This window comes from Peribacillus suis (genome assembly GCF_059384845.1).
In genome coordinates, this window is the sequence record NZ_CM182019.1 from 3,861,837 (window position 1) to 3,879,791 (window position 17,955).

At 44.4% G+C, this 17,955-nt stretch carries 20 protein-coding genes; 4 read left to right on the forward strand and 16 right to left on the reverse strand.

What is annotated here, in order from left to right; all coding sequences use genetic code 11:
• Positions 1-292 precede the first annotated feature (292 nt).
• The 10 genes from trxB to AC503W_RS19055 all read right to left on the reverse strand — a co-directional run bounded on the left by trxB (position 293) and on the right by AC503W_RS19055 (position 9,647).
• The gene (gene trxB, locus AC503W_RS19010) at positions 293-1,243 is read right to left on the reverse strand and encodes a thioredoxin-disulfide reductase (protein WP_403079749.1); all 951 of its coding nucleotides are present in this window, start codon (positions 1,241-1,243) and stop codon (positions 293-295) included.
• Positions 1,244-1,344: 101 nt separating this feature from the next.
• Positions 1,345-2,847 (reverse strand): tetratricopeptide repeat protein, encoded by a 1,503-nt coding sequence (locus AC503W_RS19015; protein ID WP_402954514.1) that lies wholly within the window; start codon positions 2,845-2,847, stop codon positions 1,345-1,347.
• Between the two features lie 169 nt (positions 2,848-3,016).
• Entirely contained in the window at positions 3,017-3,673 is a 657-nt protein-coding gene (gene hisIE / locus AC503W_RS19020) for a bifunctional phosphoribosyl-AMP cyclohydrolase/phosphoribosyl-ATP diphosphatase HisIE (RefSeq protein ID WP_427685795.1), read from the reverse strand.
• Positions 3,670-4,428, reverse strand: a complete 759-nt coding sequence (hisF, locus tag AC503W_RS19025; RefSeq protein ID WP_402870721.1) for an imidazole glycerol phosphate synthase subunit HisF — start codon at positions 4,426-4,428, stop codon at positions 3,670-3,672. Before hisF ends, hisIE begins: the two co-directional genes overlap by 4 nt.
• The gene (hisA, locus tag AC503W_RS19030; protein WP_402870718.1) at positions 4,429-5,163 is read right to left on the reverse strand and encodes a 1-(5-phosphoribosyl)-5-[(5-phosphoribosylamino)methylideneamino]imidazole-4-carboxamide isomerase; all 735 of its coding nucleotides are present in this window, start codon (positions 5,161-5,163) and stop codon (positions 4,429-4,431) included.
• The gene (hisH, locus tag AC503W_RS19035; protein ID WP_427685797.1) at positions 5,160-5,792 is read right to left on the reverse strand and encodes an imidazole glycerol phosphate synthase subunit HisH; all 633 of its coding nucleotides are present in this window, start codon (positions 5,790-5,792) and stop codon (positions 5,160-5,162) included. Before hisH ends, hisA begins: the two co-directional genes overlap by 4 nt.
• Complete coding sequence (hisB, locus tag AC503W_RS19040) at positions 5,793-6,380, reverse strand: imidazoleglycerol-phosphate dehydratase HisB (RefSeq protein ID WP_402870712.1); 588 nt, start codon at positions 6,378-6,380, stop codon at positions 5,793-5,795.
• A gap of 107 nt (positions 6,381-6,487) precedes the next feature.
• Entirely contained in the window at positions 6,488-7,768 is a 1,281-nt protein-coding gene (gene hisD, locus AC503W_RS19045; protein ID WP_494915418.1) for a histidinol dehydrogenase, read from the reverse strand.
• A gap of 24 nt (positions 7,769-7,792) precedes the next feature.
• Complete coding sequence (gene hisG / locus AC503W_RS19050; RefSeq protein ID WP_402870706.1) at positions 7,793-8,425, reverse strand: ATP phosphoribosyltransferase; 633 nt, start codon at positions 8,423-8,425, stop codon at positions 7,793-7,795.
• Complete coding sequence (locus AC503W_RS19055) at positions 8,418-9,647, reverse strand: ATP phosphoribosyltransferase regulatory subunit (RefSeq protein ID WP_402954532.1); 1,230 nt, start codon at positions 9,645-9,647, stop codon at positions 8,418-8,420. Before AC503W_RS19055 ends, hisG begins: the two co-directional genes overlap by 8 nt.
• Before the next feature lie 452 nt (positions 9,648-10,099).
• On the opposite strand from AC503W_RS19055, the gene AC503W_RS19060 reads away from it, so the two are divergent.
• The 3 genes from AC503W_RS19060 (at position 10,100) to AC503W_RS19070 (ending at position 11,966) form a co-directional block, all read left to right on the forward strand.
• Positions 10,100-11,134 carry a processed acidic surface protein gene (locus tag AC503W_RS19060; protein ID WP_402991295.1) on the forward strand — a complete coding sequence of 345 codons (1,035 nt, stop codon included), beginning with the start codon at positions 10,100-10,102 and terminating at the stop codon, positions 11,132-11,134.
• A gap of 1 nt (position 11,135) precedes the next feature.
• Entirely contained in the window at positions 11,136-11,756 is a 621-nt protein-coding gene (srtD, locus tag AC503W_RS19065; RefSeq protein WP_402870697.1) for a class D sortase, LPxTATN-specific, read from the forward strand.
• A 63-nt stretch (positions 11,757-11,819) separates the two neighbouring features.
• On the forward strand, positions 11,820-11,966 hold the full coding sequence (locus AC503W_RS19070) for a YwzD family small protein (RefSeq protein WP_402870694.1): 147 nt from the start codon (positions 11,820-11,822) through the stop codon (positions 11,964-11,966).
• Between the two features lie 14 nt (positions 11,967-11,980).
• Here the strand turns inward: AC503W_RS19070 and AC503W_RS19075 are convergent, their stop codons facing one another.
• The 5 genes from AC503W_RS19075 to hprK are packed head-to-tail and all read right to left on the reverse strand — an operon-like array spanning position 11,981 to position 15,902.
• Complete coding sequence (locus AC503W_RS19075; protein WP_402954544.1) at positions 11,981-12,499, reverse strand: acyltransferase; 519 nt, start codon at positions 12,497-12,499, stop codon at positions 11,981-11,983.
• Positions 12,496-13,164, reverse strand: coding sequence for a pyrophosphatase PpaX (gene ppaX, locus AC503W_RS19080; RefSeq protein ID WP_494915420.1), 669 nt, complete (start codon positions 13,162-13,164; stop codon positions 12,496-12,498). The genes AC503W_RS19075 and ppaX overlap by 4 nt, the downstream gene beginning before the upstream one ends.
• The gene (locus AC503W_RS19085; RefSeq protein WP_494915422.1) at positions 13,154-14,098 is read right to left on the reverse strand and encodes a nucleoside recognition domain-containing protein; all 945 of its coding nucleotides are present in this window, start codon (positions 14,096-14,098) and stop codon (positions 13,154-13,156) included. Before AC503W_RS19085 ends, ppaX begins: the two co-directional genes overlap by 11 nt.
• A gap of 27 nt (positions 14,099-14,125) precedes the next feature.
• Complete coding sequence (lgt, locus tag AC503W_RS19090) at positions 14,126-14,938, reverse strand: prolipoprotein diacylglyceryl transferase (RefSeq protein ID WP_402870683.1); 813 nt, start codon at positions 14,936-14,938, stop codon at positions 14,126-14,128.
• A gap of 28 nt (positions 14,939-14,966) precedes the next feature.
• On the reverse strand, positions 14,967-15,902 hold the full coding sequence (hprK, locus tag AC503W_RS19095; protein ID WP_402870680.1) for an HPr(Ser) kinase/phosphatase: 936 nt from the start codon (positions 15,900-15,902) through the stop codon (positions 14,967-14,969).
• Positions 15,903-16,087: 185 nt separating this feature from the next.
• Here hprK and AC503W_RS19100 point away from each other — a divergent pair, with 185 nt between their 5' ends.
• The gene (locus AC503W_RS19100; RefSeq protein WP_494915424.1) at positions 16,088-16,765 is read left to right on the forward strand and encodes an N-acetylmuramoyl-L-alanine amidase; all 678 of its coding nucleotides are present in this window, start codon (positions 16,088-16,090) and stop codon (positions 16,763-16,765) included.
• Positions 16,766-16,811: 46 nt separating this feature from the next.
• Here the strand turns inward: AC503W_RS19100 and AC503W_RS19105 are convergent, their stop codons facing one another.
• On the reverse strand, positions 16,812-17,912 hold the full coding sequence (locus AC503W_RS19105) for a DUF4097 family beta strand repeat-containing protein (protein WP_494915426.1): 1,101 nt from the start codon (positions 17,910-17,912) through the stop codon (positions 16,812-16,814).
• Positions 17,913-17,955: the final 43 nt, after the last annotated feature.

Consider the following 17,955-nt stretch of genomic DNA (forward strand, 5'->3'; position numbering starts at 1 on the left):
ACATCTTACCTTATGATTAAACTATGTGTAGTATATCTTATCATTATACTATTTTTGAAATAAGCTAACAATAAAGGAAACTTCCTGGTTTGGTTGATTATTCATGACCACACAATCACTTTGTACCCATAACCCTCGTCCCCCATACAAAAAAAGACACAGATTCCTCTGTGCCCAACACGTTATATAATAAAGGGGGTCAATACTACCCTTACTATACCCAATCTTTATTGCATGGATGTTACAGCCTCGTTAAAACACAATGACGAAGTGTAAATTTTTGTATAAGCGGTTACGCTTTAATTTGCAACTTTTCTTTTAATTCTTCCACATAGTGCTGAACCGATTGTGCAGCGATACTACCGTCCCCAGTAGCCGTTACGATTTGGCGCAATGTTTTTTCACGAACGTCTCCAGCTGCAAAGATGCCTGGAACCCGTGTTTCCATTACATCGTTCGTCTCGATATAGCCTGTAGCATTCAAGATGCCCAGATTTTCAAAAGGCTTGGTTAAAGGAAGCATGCCGATATAGATGAATACTCCGTCTGCCTTTAGCTCTTTTTCTTCTCCGTTAGCCGTTGAAACAAGTGTGACACTACCGACTTTTCCGCTCTCTTCATTGATTTGCTTCAATGTATGATTCCAGATGAAGTCGATTTTTTCATTAGCGAACGCACGATCTTGAAGGATTTTCTGTGCACGAAGTTCGTCACGTCTATGAACGATCGTCACCTTAGAAGCGAAGCGAGTCAAGTAGACGCCCTCTTCAACAGCAGAGTCTCCTCCACCGATGACGAACAGTTCTTTCTCTTTAAAGAAAGCCCCATCACAGACAGCACAATAAGAAACACCGCGGCCACCCAACTCTTTTTCACCCGGGACGCCGATTTTCTTATACTCCGCACCTGAAGAAACGATGATAGAACGTGCTTTGAATTCCTTGGAGCCTGCTTTGATGGTTTTGTACTCTTCCCCATCAATGATTTCCTTAACATCTCCATAAGCGTATTCCGCACCGAATTTTTTAGCATGGTCAAACATTTTTGTGGATAGCTCAGGCCCAAGAATGGTGTCGAATCCTGGGTAGTTTTCGACTTCTTCCGTATTGGCCATCTGGCCTCCTGGCACTCCGCGTTCTAGCATCAATGTTGAAAGGTTCGCACGTGATGTATATACAGCAGCAGTCATCCCAGCAGGGCCCGCTCCGATAATCACAACGTCATAAATTTTTTCAGACATAATTCTCACTCCTTCATATTCCATTACAAATGGAACTTTCACTACGGTTAGTGTTCCCTACCTATTATCCTATATAACAAATAATTTTTCGTCCAAATATTTGCTCAACCTAACAGGTTTTGAACAAGCTTTACATACTTCGACAAAGTGGACACCGATATGAAATATTTATCCGCGATGACCTGTTTACTCATCTTTTCGTTTTTCAGCTTATTCCATACATATTCGACAGCTGACGCCCAACCTGCTGGATTGTTCAGCTTCTGATTCGCATGGGTAGCCTCGACGAAGACAGAAAACCACATTAAATAAAGGCCTGCTTCATTTAATTGGATGGGGTGAAAATGCTGATATAACAATTCTGCCGTCCGATCGGCAAAACCAATCGCTGTCAGTTGGCGGTCTTTATTAGGTTCCTGCACCATGTCAGCATAATCCTTTTCCCATTCGGTGAAATTCTGCTTCATGCCGAAAACCTGGTTTTTCAAAAGCTTCGGTTTATGAACGGAGTGCTTTAATAGGAAAATAGCAAACAATCTTTCTTCGATAAATTCACTATCAAGCCGTTTTATAATAGAAGGAAGGTGATTTTCAAACCCATCAGAGGTAGCGTTCATATCCCCCCAAGGCTCCATGCCTTCTTTTTCTGGATTCATCTCAATGACCTTTTTCCATGCTTTTCTGGCAGCCTGTTCATGTCCTAAATGATGAGCTGATATCGTCAGCCAATAGTAGAACGTTCCGTCGCCTTCAAAACCTTGCTTTTGTAGCACATTTAACCATTTATATGCAGATGCATAGTTTCCGATTAATGCAAAAGTGGCACCAAGCTTGAAGCGATGTTCCGATAGCATCGGCCGGATCTTTTCGAGCATCGAAACAAGTTCATCCACCTTCTCATCTTCCTGCTGATAATGATAAAAGACGACTAAATTACATAGCGCATGCAGGTTTCCTGGGCTTTTTTCCAGGACCTCATCCAATGTGGCGAACGCCTCATCTTCCTGCCCAAGGTAAAAGTAGGCTAACGCAAGGTTATTGTAAGCGGACCAGTAATCCTTATATTCGGCAATCGTTTCTTTTAACACTTCAATCGCTCTAGGGAAGTCGCCCGCTTCCAAATATTCACGCGCTTTCTCCTGTTTGGCAATCAGGCCATCATGCTTGAAGGGATTTTCCTCCGAACCATCTGACTCAAAGGTGATAAGTTCAAGAAGATCCTCAGCGTCGTCACTGAATTCCCCGTCTTCCTCTTTATCCAGGTAAGCACTCGCATGGCGGTATGCTTCCTTGAACATGCCTAAATGGGCATAATTATTGGCTAGGAAGTAATGGCATTCCGACATAAAGGGATCCATTACATCCAAGATATTTTCTAGAAGGTTATTGGAATAATTGTATTCTCCGATTTCCGAACAAGTAATTGCCAATTGGCATGCAATCATCGGTTCAGCGGGTTCAAGTTCCAAGGCACGTTCCAGGTATTTTTTTGACTTTGGTAATTCATGTCTATGATATGCTTTTAAACCCTTGGTGAAGTAATACTCACCAGTTGGGTGAAAGGTTAGAATTTTTGCCTGTTGGCCATAATTAGAGTCTTTACTCATGTAATCCTCCATCTACAAGTTGATTAACTATAGTATTATACCATATGGAAGGATTTTTGCCGAACGATTCAAGAAACTGGAAATTGATATTTGACTTCCTTTTTCTCGATTTGACGGGTGGCCTTTGTAAAAAAAAACACCCTCCGAAGAAGGAGGGCAATAGACCTGCTTAGGCCTTTGATTTTGGCTCGTCTTTTACGGAATGCCTAGCTTTTAATACATCAAGAACGGCCTGGAAAGGTAATTCCTGTTCTTGTAGCAGGACGAATAAGTGATAAAGGAGATCGGCACTTTCCATCGAAAGTTCTTCGGCATCACGGTTTTTGGCAGCTATGATGACTTCAGCGGATTCTTCCCCCACTTTTTTCAGGATTTTATCAACGCCTTTTTCGAATAAGTAGGTCGTATAAGATCCTTCAGGCATTTCTGCTTTTCGCTCTGCAATCAACCCTTCCAATTCCGTTAGGAAATTCACGTTCGTTGGTCCAGATTTTTGCACTTCTTCATCTTTATAAATCGTTGTGCCGAAGCAACTAGTTGCACCAGTATGGCATGCGGGCCCTGCAGGTACAACCTTCACGACTAATGCATCCTGGTCGCAGTCATATTTCATTTCGACTATTTTTTGTGTATTTCCGCTCGTTTCCCCTTTATGCCATAACTCATTGCGAGAACGGCTAAAGAATACCGTCTCCCCTTTTGCGATGGAAAGATTCAAGGATTCTTTGTTCATGTAAGCAAGTGTAAGCACTTCTCCTGTACCAGCATCCTGGATAATCGCTGGAATAAGGCCTTTTTCATCATATTTAATAGTATCGAAATTCATCGTACAACCACTCCTTGTTGTTTGAGAAACGTTTTGACTTCTTTAACTGATGTTTCTTTATAATGGAAAATTGAAGCCGCCAATGCCGCGTCCGCTTTTCCTTCTTCAAATGCAGTCTGGAAATGCTCCGCATTCCCGGCACCACCCGAGGCAATGACCGGAACGGAAACAGCTTCAGATACCGCTTTCGTTAATGCAATGTTAAACCCTTGCTTCTCGCCATCACAATCCATGCTGGTTAATAAGATTTCACCGGCACCACGGCTGACCGCTTCCTTTGCCCACTCTATGACTTCCCATTCTGTCGGTTTTCGGCCCCCATGGGTATACACACGCCAAGAACCAAGTGCTTCATCATATCGTGCATCAATGGCAATGACGATGCATTGCGCTCCAAAGTAATCGGAACCTTCATTGATTAAGTCAGGTCGTAGGACGGCAGCTGTATTTAGAGACACTTTATCAGCGCCTGCTCGTAGAATCTTCTTCATGTCCGCTAGCGAGTTAATGCCACCGCCAACCGTAAAGGGGATGGCAAGGCTACCTGCCACACTTTGAACGACGTCGACAATGGTTTCCCGTCCTTCATGCGAAGCAGAAATATCAAGGAAGACCAGTTCATCGGCTCCTTCTTGATCGTAAAAGGCCGCAAGTTCGACAGGGTCCCCCGCATCTCTTAAGGAAACAAACTGAATCCCCTTAACGACGCGTCCATCCTTTACATCCAAACAGGGGATAATCCGTTTTGTCAGCATTTAACCACGCACCTTTTCCAGCGCTTCTTTTACCGTGAAGCGGTTCGTATAAATGGCCTTGCCGATAATCGCCCCTGCAACACCTTGGGCTTCATATTCTTGGAGTTTGATAAGGTCAGCAAGCGAACTGATGCCTCCTGATGCGATCACATTCTTACCGGTTGCTTCCGCCATCGCGACAATCCCCTTCACATTAGGACCCGAAAGCATCCCGTCCGTCGCGATATCTGTCACGATAAACGTTTCCGCACCGGCATCAGCAAGAATTTTCCCAAGATCGATGGCCAGTGTTTCAGAGGTTTGTAGCCAACCATGCGTGGCCACTTTACCATCCTTCGCATCTATTCCAATCGCGATGTGTTTCCCGTATTTTCTAATCATTTCTTTTGTGAATTCAGGATTGGAAACGGCTGTGCTGCCAAGAATGACACGCTCTACACCGTTATCGAGATAATGGGCAATATCCTCCTCCGTCCGAATCCCGCCGCCGATTTGGACACGCGCCCCCAACTCTTTTGCCGCTTTAATCACGTATGAGTCATTGATGCGCACGCCTTCTTTGGCCCCATCCAAATCAACCATGTGTATCCACTCTGCTCCTTGGTCCGCAAAGCTTTTGGCCATATCAAAGGGAGAATCTCCATAGACCGTTTCCTGATTATAGTCTCCCTGGATTAAGCGGACGCATTTGCCGCCCCGCATATCAATCGCCGGGTAAATCGTAAAGTTGCTCATGCTTTTTTCTTCCCTTCCACTAACGACAAATAATTTTTCAAGAGAGACATGCCCATCTGCCCGCTTTTCTCCGGATGAAACTGCATGCCGAACACATTACCTTTCCCCACGATCGCCGGTACCTCCACATCATAGGTTGCTGAAGCGATCATATAAGATTCATCGGTATCCGCATAATAGGAATGGACGAAGTACACATGCTCTTCTACAAGACCATCGATTAATGGCGAAGATTGTTTAAATTCAAGGTGGTTCCAGCCCATATGTGGTACTTTATATGTTTGTTCGTTAGCATCAACACCGGTAAAACGAACGACTTTCCCTGGAATTAGAGAAAGTCCTTTTGCTGGTCCATTCTCTTCACTTTCATCAAATAGAAGTTGCATGCCAAGGCAAATCCCAAGTAAAAATCCACCATCGGCGACGTATTGTTTCAGGAACTCATCAAGCTTCTGTTTTTCCAAAAGACTCATCGCATCTCTGAATGAACCGACGCCTGGTAGGATGATGCCTGTCGCTTTGGCCAGCTCGGCTGGGTCGTCGGAAATGAATGAATCAGCTTCCAAACGTTCGAGCCCCTTACTGACGGAAAATAAATTCCCCATTCCGTAATCGACGATCCCGATCATTTACAACATTCCTTTCGTCGATGGAATCCCTTTTTCTCGCGGATCGATGGACGTAGCTTCATCCAATGCACGCCCAAGCGCTTTAAAGATTGCCTCGATCATATGATGCGTGTTATGGCCATAATGAACGACGACATGTAGGTTCATTCGTGCTTCAAGCGCAAACTTCCAAAGAAATTCATGCACCAATTCCGTATCGAATGTCCCTACCTTTTGCGAAGGGAACTCTGCACGGAACTCAAGATGCGGCCGATTACTTAAATCGATGACCACTTGAGCAAGAGCCTCGTCCATCGGTACGAAGGCATTTCCATAACGTTTGATGCCACGCTTGTCCCCAAGGGCTTCCAATAACGTCTGCCCTAAGCAAATGCCGATATCTTCAGTTGTATGATGATCATCAACCTCCGTATCCCCCTTCGCATCCACAGTAAGATCGAACTTCCCATGCTTCGTGAACAAATCAAGCATATGCGTCATAAACGGAACACCCGTCTCAATCGACGAATTCCCTTCCCCATCGACACCAAACCTCAAACTAATATCCGTCTCATTCGTCTTCCGCTCCACACTAGCAAAACGCTCCATAACTAATCCTCCTCAAATCGGGGGTCAGACCCCATTTCCCAAGTTCGTAAACTCTTTGAAAACACTTATATATCAATACTTTCAATGATTTATTTAGGGGTCAGACCCTATTTCCCAATTTCATGCACACCACGGGATTCGATGGCGCGTGCGTGGGCTTCGAGTCCTTCCATTCGGGCAAATGCGGCAATTTTTGCCGCGTTTTGTCGGAATGCCGTTTCGCTGTACATGATGATGCTCGATTTCTTTTGGAAGTCGTCAACATTTAATGGACTAGAGAAACGGGCCGTCCCGTTCGTAGGTAAGACATGATTCGGTCCTGCGAAATAATCCCCCACCGGCTCCGAACTGAAACGGCCGATAAAGATGGCCCCGGCGTGGCGGATTTTCGCCATCACTTCAAGAGCATCACGAGTCACAATTTCCAAATGCTCTGGTGCCAGCTCATTTACGGCACCAATGGCCTCGTCCATATTCTCACAGACAACAATCCGCCCGTAATCCTTAATCGCAGCTTCTGCAATTTCCCGCCGTGGAAGTAATGCAACCTGCTTCTCCACTTCTTTAGCCACTTCCGTTGCAAGGACCATTGAAGTCGTCACAAGGACACTACAGGCACGAGCATCATGTTCTGCCTGTGATAACAGATCCGCGGCCACTTCCGAAGCAGCAGCCGTATCATCTGCAAGGACGGCAATTTCACTAGGGCCTGCAATCATGTCGATTGCCACGTCCCCGAATACTTCCCGTTTCGCCAATGCTACATATATATTGCCGGGACCGACGATTTTATCGACATGCACAATCGTTTCTGTTCCATAAGCAAGTGCCGCAATCGCTTGAGCCCCACCGATCTTGTAAATCTCCGTCACACCGGCAATTTTCGCAGCGGCTAAAACGGCCGGTGTCAATTTCCCGTCTTTCCCAGGTGGAGATACCATGACGATTCGCTTCACACCCGCCGCTTTGGCAGGCATCACATTCATCAGAACGGATGATGGATAGGCAGCCGTTCCACCGGGAACATAAACCCCAACCGCATCAAGGGGCGTCATTTTCTGGCCCAGCATCGTTCCATTCTCATCGGTTGTGATCCAGGAGTTCCTAATTTGTTTCTCGTGAAACATTCTGATATTATCGGCCGCTTCCTGAATGATTGCTACCTGTTCCACAGTTAAATCCGCTGTTGCCTGTTCGATTTCCTGTTCGGTAACTAGAAACTCCTCAAGACGAACGCCGTCGAAACGTTCCGTAAAATTATGTAATGCTTCATTCCCATTTTTTCTCACAGCATAAATGATATCCTGTACCGCTTTTCGTTGATCGGCAGTACCAGCATCAACTGAACGCTTCAAGGAAATCCCTTCTGCAAACCGTGCAATTTTCATGTTTCCACCTCATAAACGTACGTATTATTGTTCTATGATTTCCGCTAAACGATCGACAATTTCTGTAATTCTCGCTTCTTTAATTCGGTAACTGACAGGATTCGCCACCAACCTTGAAGTCACATCGGCAATTTTCGCATATTCGACCAAACCATTTTCCTTCAATGTTTGACCTGTTGAGACGATATCCACGATTCTCTCTGCTAAGCCAATTAATGGAGCTAACTCAATCGAACCATTCAATTTGATGATTTCGACCTGCTCACCTTGTTGGCGAAAATAACTCGATGCCACATTCGGGTATTTACTCGCAATTTTAGGGGCAAACGAGCTGATTTTCGTTCCAGGTAGCCCGGCCACCGCTAAGTAGCAAGCACTGATTTTCAAATCCAGTAATTCATAAACATCGCGTTCTTCCTCTAACATTACATCCTTGCCCGCAATCCCCATGTCAGCAACTCCATGCTCCACATAGGTTACGACATCCATCGGCTTCGCTAAAATGAACCGAAGATTTTCCTCTTCCACTTCGATGATTAACTTACGGGAATCATCAAACTCAGGAGGTAGACGGAAGCCGGCCTTCCTTAATAGCTCCGCCGCTTCTTCAAAAATTCTGCCTTTAGGCATCGCGATTGTTAAAAAGCTATTACTCATCTTGTCCATTCCCCCCATTCCCTACAAACATATGCACATCAGAAAAAGTTCTTGTAAACGCATCGACATTTTGTACGACCGTAATATCTTGGATCGTGATTCTCTTTCCTTCCAATCGTTTCGATTTCGCATAATCAAGGGCTTCCGCTCGGCGCTCCGGACTGAACAAAATGCATTCAGGTGCAATTAGCTGACTAGGTTCACCTAGTGCTTCGGCAAGGCGGTCGACACGAATTGCAAAACCAGTGGCAGAGGCATCCCATCCGAATTTTTCAAGTAAGTTGTCATAACGTCCACCATTCCCGATCGGCGACCCGACTTGACCTGCATACACTTCGAACAGCGTTCCGGTGTAATAACTCATATGACTGACTAGCGTTAAATCAAGGTTCACATACTGATCGACACCGAATTCCTTCAGCTGTACAGCCAATTCCCTCAGTTCATCGAGTGAATCCTGTCCTTTTCCATTCTCAAGCAGCGCCATTGCTTTTGACAAAGTGCCCTCACTTCCTCTTAAGGAAATGAATTCGATGAGCCTTTGTTTATCAATAGAAGAAAGCGGAAGCGATTTTACATGTTCACGAAAACCAACATAGTTCTTCTCATATAACAACTTTCGTAAAACCGAAGCTCTTTCTTCCGTCCCTAATATGCTCAAGAAGAATTCCTGTAAAAATCCGATATGCCCGATGGATATTTTGAAATCCTCGAGGCCGGCAGCCTTCAGGACATCGGTAAGTAACGCGATCATTTCCGCATCTGCACTGATTGATTTGTTTCCAATACATTCAATCCCGATTTGCTCGAACTCAGCCGGTCTCCCGCCTTCACGTTGCTGGGCGCGATACACATTCGCTGAATAAGCTAGACGAAGTGGGATTTGTTGTTTAAGCAGTTTCGATGCCGCCACCCGGGCGATCGGAGCCGTCATATCCGGTCGAAGCACAAGCGTATGTCCCTGGGCATCAAGCAGTTTAAATAATTGCTGATCCAAAATGGCAGAAGCTTCCCCGATCGTTTCGTAATATTCCAAAGCAGGTGTTTCAATAAATTGATACCCCCACTTCTTGATCTCATCACTCATCTTATTTCGAACCGATACTTTGGTTTCGTATAGCATTGGTAATGTATCTCTCATCCCTAACGGTTTCTCAAACATAAATGGCTTAGTCACGACTGCACATCCTTTTGGAATAATGGGTACTGTATGTATTTCCATTCGACCCCCCTCTTTTAAAATGCAGGGCCTTGATAAATTAAATATGTGTATACTTATATCTTTCCTATATGCCAATCTTAAAACCCCACTATGGGTCACATGTAAAATACTATCAAAAAAACTAACATAATCCTATAAATAATCGCAATTATCTATCAAATTACTTTAGTTCGCTAATATGGTAACAAGATGAAGTTATTACTAGTGTACTCCTGCCCCCACCTCCCGTCAATGAAAAAAGGGGGTCAGACCCTATTTCCCAAACTCCTTATAAGCACCCGAGACCTACAGCGGCGTGGTTTTGGAAAAAAACAGGAGGGGTCAGACCCTATTTCCCGGTCCTTTTCTACTATCTTTGTTCGTTTTTTATTATTGTTGTATATCTTTTGGTATGGAGGATTTATAATTTTTAGTGGTTTAGGTGTATTTTAACTTCTTAGGGGGAAATGATTTTGAAGAGATTTTTGTCGTTTATTGTTGCAAGTGTCATCATTTTTACGTTCGGGTTTGGCGGGGATAAGGGGTTTGCCGCAATGAAAATCAATCAAGATGAGCTGAATGCCTATCTTGCTGAAATAAGAATGACGGAAGACGAGTTAAAAGAGTACTTGGACTACTATGATTTAACTTTGAAAGATTTTGATTCATTGGAAGAGCTACGCGATACTTGTGGTCCCATCGTTACTCCAGAATCTTTACAGGAGCTCCTGGATGAATATGAAATGACCGAAGAAGAGGTTACGAGCTTATTAGTGGAATATGGCGAAATGGAAAAAGGGGAAACCATTCTCGATTCGTTTCACTTCATTTACGATATTCAAGATATCATTGATATGGATTTAGAATCAGACATGGATTATGCCGACGAGGATCTTCTTGATTTGATGGATGGTCTATTTACCGAAGTCGATCTCACAGAAGAAGAACTCGACCGCCTGATGAACCATTTGTTGCCCATCGTCGAGGACCCTTCCTTCGAATCACGCTTAATGGCGATTGCCGATAAGATGGAACAATTGGAATACTTCGATACAATCGATGAACTTTCCGCTGAACAAGTGGCTGAAATGCTTTCAATTTATGATGAATTGCAAAACTTGTTGCAGATTCAATTCAAGTTTTCCTTAACTCATGAAGGCGTTACCTCCACTCTTTCTCTTGAATCATTATTCCAGCTAGAGGATTTAACGAATGCTAGCTTGCTAGTCTCCATCTATGACTTAAGTGGCAACCTCTTGCTTGATTTTAAATTGACTGGGGAAATGATTGGTTCCAATTTAGTGAAAGAAACAGGAAATGACCTTAAGCAAACAACGAAGGTCATAACCAAAGTGGCTGATGTAAAACAAGAAAAGCCTACACATAAAACGGAAAAAGGTGCTTTGATGCCCAAAACTTCCGGTAACTATCTTTTTGGTGCGTTAATCGGCTTAGTGATGATTGCCCTTGCCTACAGGCTGATCAGAAAAGCGACACTCGTAAAATAAGATGAATCCCAAGCAAAAGAAAAAGTGGCTGCTCCTTGTAGCTTCCTGCCTCATAATTGTAGGGTTTTATTTTACGACGACGAATGCCTATACGCTGTTAAAAGGCTATGCCCTCTATAAATGGAACAAGCCGGATAGTGTGGAGTCGACGGCGACCCTACACCAAGAAAAAAAGGACCCTGTTCCTGATCAACTATATGAAAAAAGGCCAGAAATGGGCGACCTGGTGGGTGAACTGTATATCCCCAAGCTCGAAGCAACCTTACCGATTTATCATGGAACAGATGAGGATGAGCTTGAAAAGGGAGTCGGCCATTATGCAGGTTCTGTCCTGCCTGGGGAAAAGGATAATTCCGTTTTATCTGGCCATCGGGACACTGTATTCCGGAAGCTAGGTGAGGTTGGTAAGGGGGACTTGCTGATCACAAAGACAGAAGCAGGCACGTTCACGTATAAGGTAAGAAAGGTCCGTATTGTTGATGCCGATGACCGGACCGTGATCGTACCCAAGCCCAAAGCCACGCTAACGGTAACAACCTGCTATCCTTTTTCATATATTGGTAGTGCACCAGAGCGATATGTATTGATTGCTGATTTACTGAAATCGGAAGTGGACAATTAAAAGAGAGGGCTGCATCCTTTTTGCAGCCCTCTCTCCATTATAAGAGAGTAGGAGGACGGGCGCGTGACCGATAAAAGGGCGCAGGAAAAGTTCTTTCAAATCGTAAGAAACACATATGAAATCACGTCTAGTGAAGAGAATATATCATTGGCAGAGGTTATGGATCAGCTAAAAAAGGATTTGTCCCAGCTAAAAGGACTTACTCATTGAGCAAGTCCTTTTTCTTATAAAGAAGTTTGCTGTTCACGCTTCAGCATTTCTTCTTTGGTATAAATCAGCTGCATCGGATTCCCACCAACGAAAGCTCCCTCTGGAACATCCTTATGAACAAGCGTCCCAGCTGAAACAATTGCCCCATTTCCGATTGTCAGTCCCGGAAGAATGGTGGAATTGGCTCCAATCAGTACTTCGTCCCCAATGACCACCTCTCCCAACCGGTACTCGTCGATCAAATATTCATGAGCAAGAATCGTCGTATTATAGCCGATGACTGTATTCCGCCCCACTGAAATCTTTTCAGGAAACATGACATCCGGCATGACCATCAAGGCGAACGAGGTATGCTTTCCCACTTCCATTCGCAGAAAAGTTCGGTACAACCAATTTTTCATGCCTAAAAACGGTGTATATCTTGCTAGTTGAATCACAATAAAATTCTTCACGACTTTCCAGAACGGGACGGTTTTATACACATGCCAAAGTGAATTGGCCCCTTTCACTGGAAAGCGGGTCGTCCGTCTCATCCCTTAACCTCTTCAAACTTCTCAGCCTCTACTATATCCAATAAATCAGACATGTTCTCCAGCATAAAATCTGGATGAAAGCTTTCCAGGAACTCCCGGCCCTTTATGGACCACGCAACACCGGCCGTTCTCGTTCCCGTGTTTTTTCCACCAAGAATATCATGATGGCTGTCGCCAATCATCACCGCTTCTTCTGGAACTGAGTCAAGCTGCTTTAATGCTTTTAACAGCGGCTCCGGATCTGGTTTTGCGTGTTTCACTTCATCCAAAGTGACTACGACGTCAAAGAATTGATCAAGTTTGCTTAAGCGTAAGCCCCTTTCGACAATATCCCTTTTCTTCGTCGTCACGACAGCTAGCTTATAACCACTTTGCTTCAACGTTTGGACCGTTTCGAATACCCCATCGAATTGGGTTACCAGCAAATCGTGGTTTTTCCAATTATGTTCGCGATAGCGGGCGATCATTTCATCTGCGCGTTCCGGGTCTATCGAAGTAAACGTATCGACCAGTGTCGGACCTATGAATGGGATGATGTCCTCCCGCTTGAATTGTCCGGGAAAATAATGGTTCAACGTTTCCGTAAAGGAGGCGATGATTAATTCATTCGTATTGATCAACGTACCATCCAGGTCAAATAATAGTGTAGTTATTTTACTGTTCATATGCGGCATCCTTCCTCTGTACACTGCTGTATCGATTCCATATATAAGCGACTATCATCGTCAGGACAATGGCGGTGACCAGCCTGATTAGTAATAAAGGCAAAACGGGAATCCCCAGTGGTATAAAAATCAAAGTATCTTCTATAACGGCATGACAGGCTACTAAAAAGATGAACGCGAGGGTCATATCCTTCTTCGAGACATTGTCTTCCTTGGCAGCCTGAATCATCACACCCGCTCCATAAGCAAGGCCAAGTGTCAGCCCTGCCACAAATGGCATCGATGTATTTGGCTTCATCCCCAGGATTTTCATAAAAGGAGCGAGTGCCTCGGAGAAGGCCTCCAGCCATTTTAAGTCTTTCATAATCTGAACAACGACCATAAGGGGTATCACGATGAGCGCCAGCTGTCCAATTCCGTATAGAGCCTGAATGACCCCATGTAATAGAATCGCACCAGCCCCGGTAATCTCGACTGTCTCCGGAACAGCAAAACCTTGGGCCATTTCCGCACCACCCTGCCAAACGAGATTGATGATGAAGGCAGACACTAGGGCGAGACCAAACCGGACCGTCAATATGACCCACAGCTTGACGCCCGTTTTCATGGCTACCCCTGATTCGATAAATAAATTGTGTGAAAAGGATAGCATCACGGCAATGATGAAGACTTCTTTCACCGTGAGATCGAGCGTCAAGATTCCTGCAATTGCCGCATATAAATTCAAGAAGTTCCCCAGTACAAGCGGGATGGCCGCATCGCCAGGGAGACCGATTAAATTCATCAGAGGCGCAATCAAGTCAATCAACCATGGCAAGACAGGTGTATACTGAAGCACCGTCACAATCAATGTAACCGGAAAAATGATTTTCCCCAATGTCCAAGTAGTATTTAAACCAGAAAGAATTCCCCTCTTAACGGAATCTACTATCACTATGCCCTCTCCCTTTACACATATTCTCTATGCATCTAAATATCGTTTATCCGCATGACCACGGAACCTTCTATAAAGAATGAAAGCAACAGCGATAATGATCAAGACAATGGAAATCACTTGGGCAATCCGAAGTGAATCCGTTAGCATCAAACTATCGGTCCGCAGCCCTTCAATGAAAAAGCGACCAACTGAATACCATAGAACGTATGTTAAAAATAACTCTCCCCTACGCAAGTTCACTTTACGCAATAATAGGAGGATGACCACGCCGACTATGTTCCAGACCGATTCGTATAAAAAGGTCGGGTGATAATACGTTCCATTTATGTACATTTGATTAATAATGAACTCTGGAAGATGTAAGTTTTCCAAGAAGGCCCTGGTTACTTCCCCACCGTGCGCTTCTTGGTTCATGAAATTGCCCCAACGGCCAATGGCCTGACCTAGCAACAAACTTGGAGCAGCGATATCCGCCAACTTCCAAAATGATACGTTCTTTACCTTTGCGAAGATGATGGCGGTTAGGACCGAACCGATTAATGCCCCATGGATGGCAATTCCGCCATTCCATATTTTAATGATGTCCCCGGGGTTTTGTGAATAATAATCCCATTGGAAGATAACATAATAAATGCGTGCACATATAATCGCAATGGGCACTGCAAAAAGGATCATATCCGTAAATAGTTCCTTGTCCAGGCCTCGGCGTTCTGATTCCCTTAAGGCAATGATAAGGCCCAGTAGTACCCCAAACCCGATAATCAGCCCATACCAATGTATCTGGATGGAACCAAGTTCAATCGCAATCGGATTTAGTGGTTGAATTCCTTGCTCCATTTTGTCCCCTCTTTTCTGATAACTTTACTTAAAATTCATCGTTGTCCGAATCGGCAATAGCATTATTTAAACGATCCGAAAATTGTTCCGCCGCATTAACACCCATGCGTTTTAACCGGTAATTCATGGCGGCCACTTCAATGATGACAGCTAAATTTCGTCCTGGACGAACCGGAACGGTGATTTTCGTAATCTCTGTATCAATGATTTTCATTGTCTCTTCATCCAGACCGACCCGGTCATATTGCTTATTCTTTTCCCAAAGTTCCAGATTGATGACGATGGAAATTTTCTTGTGGCTCCGAACAGCTCCGGCCCCAAATAACGTCATGACATTGATGATGCCCAGTCCCCGGATTTCAAGAAGGTGCTCAATTAAATCCGGAGCATTCCCGACAAGCATATCCTGATCTTCCTGGCGGATTTCGACGCAATCATCGGCTACAAGACGATGTCCACGTTTAACCAGTTCGAGCGCCGTCTCACTCTTACCGACCCCGCTTTTTCCGGTAATCAGTACACCCAATCCATAGATATCCACTAACACACCATGAATCGCTGTAGTGGGGGCTAATTTACTTTCGAGAAAGTTCGTCAGACGGCTGAATAACCTCGTTGTCTTCATGGAGGACCGCATGACAGGAACGGACTCTCGTTCCGATGCTTCAATCAACTCGATAGGCACTTCCTGACCACGAGTGATGATGATTCCTGGTGTATAGTCTCTACATAGTTCTTCCATCCTTTGAATTCGATCGGCCTCATTCAGACGATTGAAGAACGACATCTCCGTCATTCCCAGGAGTTGTACGCGATCTGCAGGATAATAGTCGAAGAAACCGGCTATTTCCAATCCTGGCCGAGAAAGATCACTTGTAACGATTGGACGGTTAATGCCTTCTTCACCACTGATAAGTTCAAGATCGAATGCTTCGACTACATCCTTTGTACGGACTTTTGCCATATATCTTTCCTCCTTTTTTGGAGCGATGTTTATTTTTAGCGATACTTTTTCATTTTAGCATTATTCTGTAAATAACCAAACCACGCATGATCAATTTATTTTTTTTTCCTATCCAGAAGCTACTTTACCCCTTTCCCTTTTGATTATAATGATGAATACAGGATTTCGAAAGGAAGGGATAACACATGAAAATCGTACTTGATGCCGGCCATGGTTATACGACCCCCGGCAAGCAATCTCCCGATGGGATGAAGGAATATGAGTTCAATCGCGAGACGGCTGCCTTCATCAAACACTATCTAGAAAAAACAAAAGGCATCACGGTCCATTACGCCCACGAAGATGAAAGGGACGTCCCTCTTGGCGAACGAACCCGGAAATCCCATGCCCTCGGAGCTGACCTATACCTCTCCATCCATGCGAATGCCGCTGGATCAGGGAAATGGCATGAGGCAAACGGGATTGAAACTTATGTTCATACCTCTAAACCGAAGGAATCGCTCTCCCTCGCCGAAAAGGTCCAACATGATTTGGTAAAAGCCACACAATTGAAGAACAGAGGAGTGAAGACGGCAAACTTCCAGGTTCTTCGTGAAACAAAATGCCCTGCACTATTAATCGAATGTGGGTTCATGACCAATCAACAGGAGGCCGCCCTTTTAAGAACGGAAGCCTTTCGGAAAACATGCGGGGAGTCCATAGCCAAAAGCGTCCTTGCCCATTATAAGCTTAAAAACGAGGGCTCCTCCACCATTCTGTATAAAGTCCAAATCGGAGCCTTCACGGATAAGAAAAAAGCTGAAACCCTTGTCAAAAAGTTGGCCAAAGATGGTTATGATGCCTTCATCACCAAGCAAACATAAACAAAGCCCGTCAGTCTAACTGGCGGGCTTACGCTTTTTTTTACTTTTAAGAAACCGTGATGGCTGCCGTTTTCGTGTCGGCGAATACATGGAGGACCGAATCATCAAAACTAGTCGTTTTAAACTTAAGCACTTTTTGAACCACATCACTTTTTTCTTCGACGATGGTCATTCCCTCTAAGCTTACGTTAAAACTTCCTAAGTTAGACTTCAACTCTCCTTCAATCGCCTTTCCTGGAGGCAAAATCAGCTGGACCTTACCAGTAATCGATTTGGCATGGATTGCTTCACAATCCTGCGCTTGATTCTTGCAGACGATTTCCCCGTTAAAGGACTGAACATCCATTTTCTTGAAGTGCCCATCGGCATTAATTGCCCCATTTAATGTTTCTGCCTCGAGCTCATCATAACTCGTATCTGAAATGGTGATGGTTCCGTTACCCGTTTCAAGTTCGCACGTTTCACCTTTCCCTTGTTGGATATGGATGACACCATTTGCCGTTTTGGCCTTAAGTTTCTCTGCCGTCAGGGATTCTGTAGTGATTGCACCGTTAAACAGCCTAACCTGAATGTCTTCATAGGCCTTGCTCGGGATATACAACACCGTATCGACCTTCATCGTCTTTTCACGGACCTTGAACTTCATTTTCCCAGCGTCGATTGCGAAGTGAACTTCCTCTAGGAAGGTCTCCCTCGCCTTTTCTATATCTTCCACCCGATACACTTTAGCAAGACATTCCACTCGTACATCCTGCTGGTCCCATGTTGCGATTTTCACTTTCCCATTTGCGATATCGATATCGATTTCATCCAGGTACTCATAATCATGTTGAAAAATATGACTGACCTCGACGGATTTCCCAAAGTTAAAATCCAAATCCGTTTCTTTAATCTTTTTATATGCACTTTCAACGAAGCCTAAGATTTTTTCCTTAGAGGATTGTACATTCTTCTTGAAGCTATCCTGGGCACTGTCATCACTTTTCTGATTGACAACAACGGTGGATAACTCATTTTGCAACTTCTGCTCTTTTGCATCACTTTCCAAACTAGCCTTTTCTAATTCCTCCAACAGATTCAATGCTTCTACAGCTGTCAGCTTTCCTTCTTGTACCATCTCTAATATTCTCTGTTTTTCCGCTTGCATAGACATCCCCACTTTCTTAGAGTACCTTACACATACATACGCC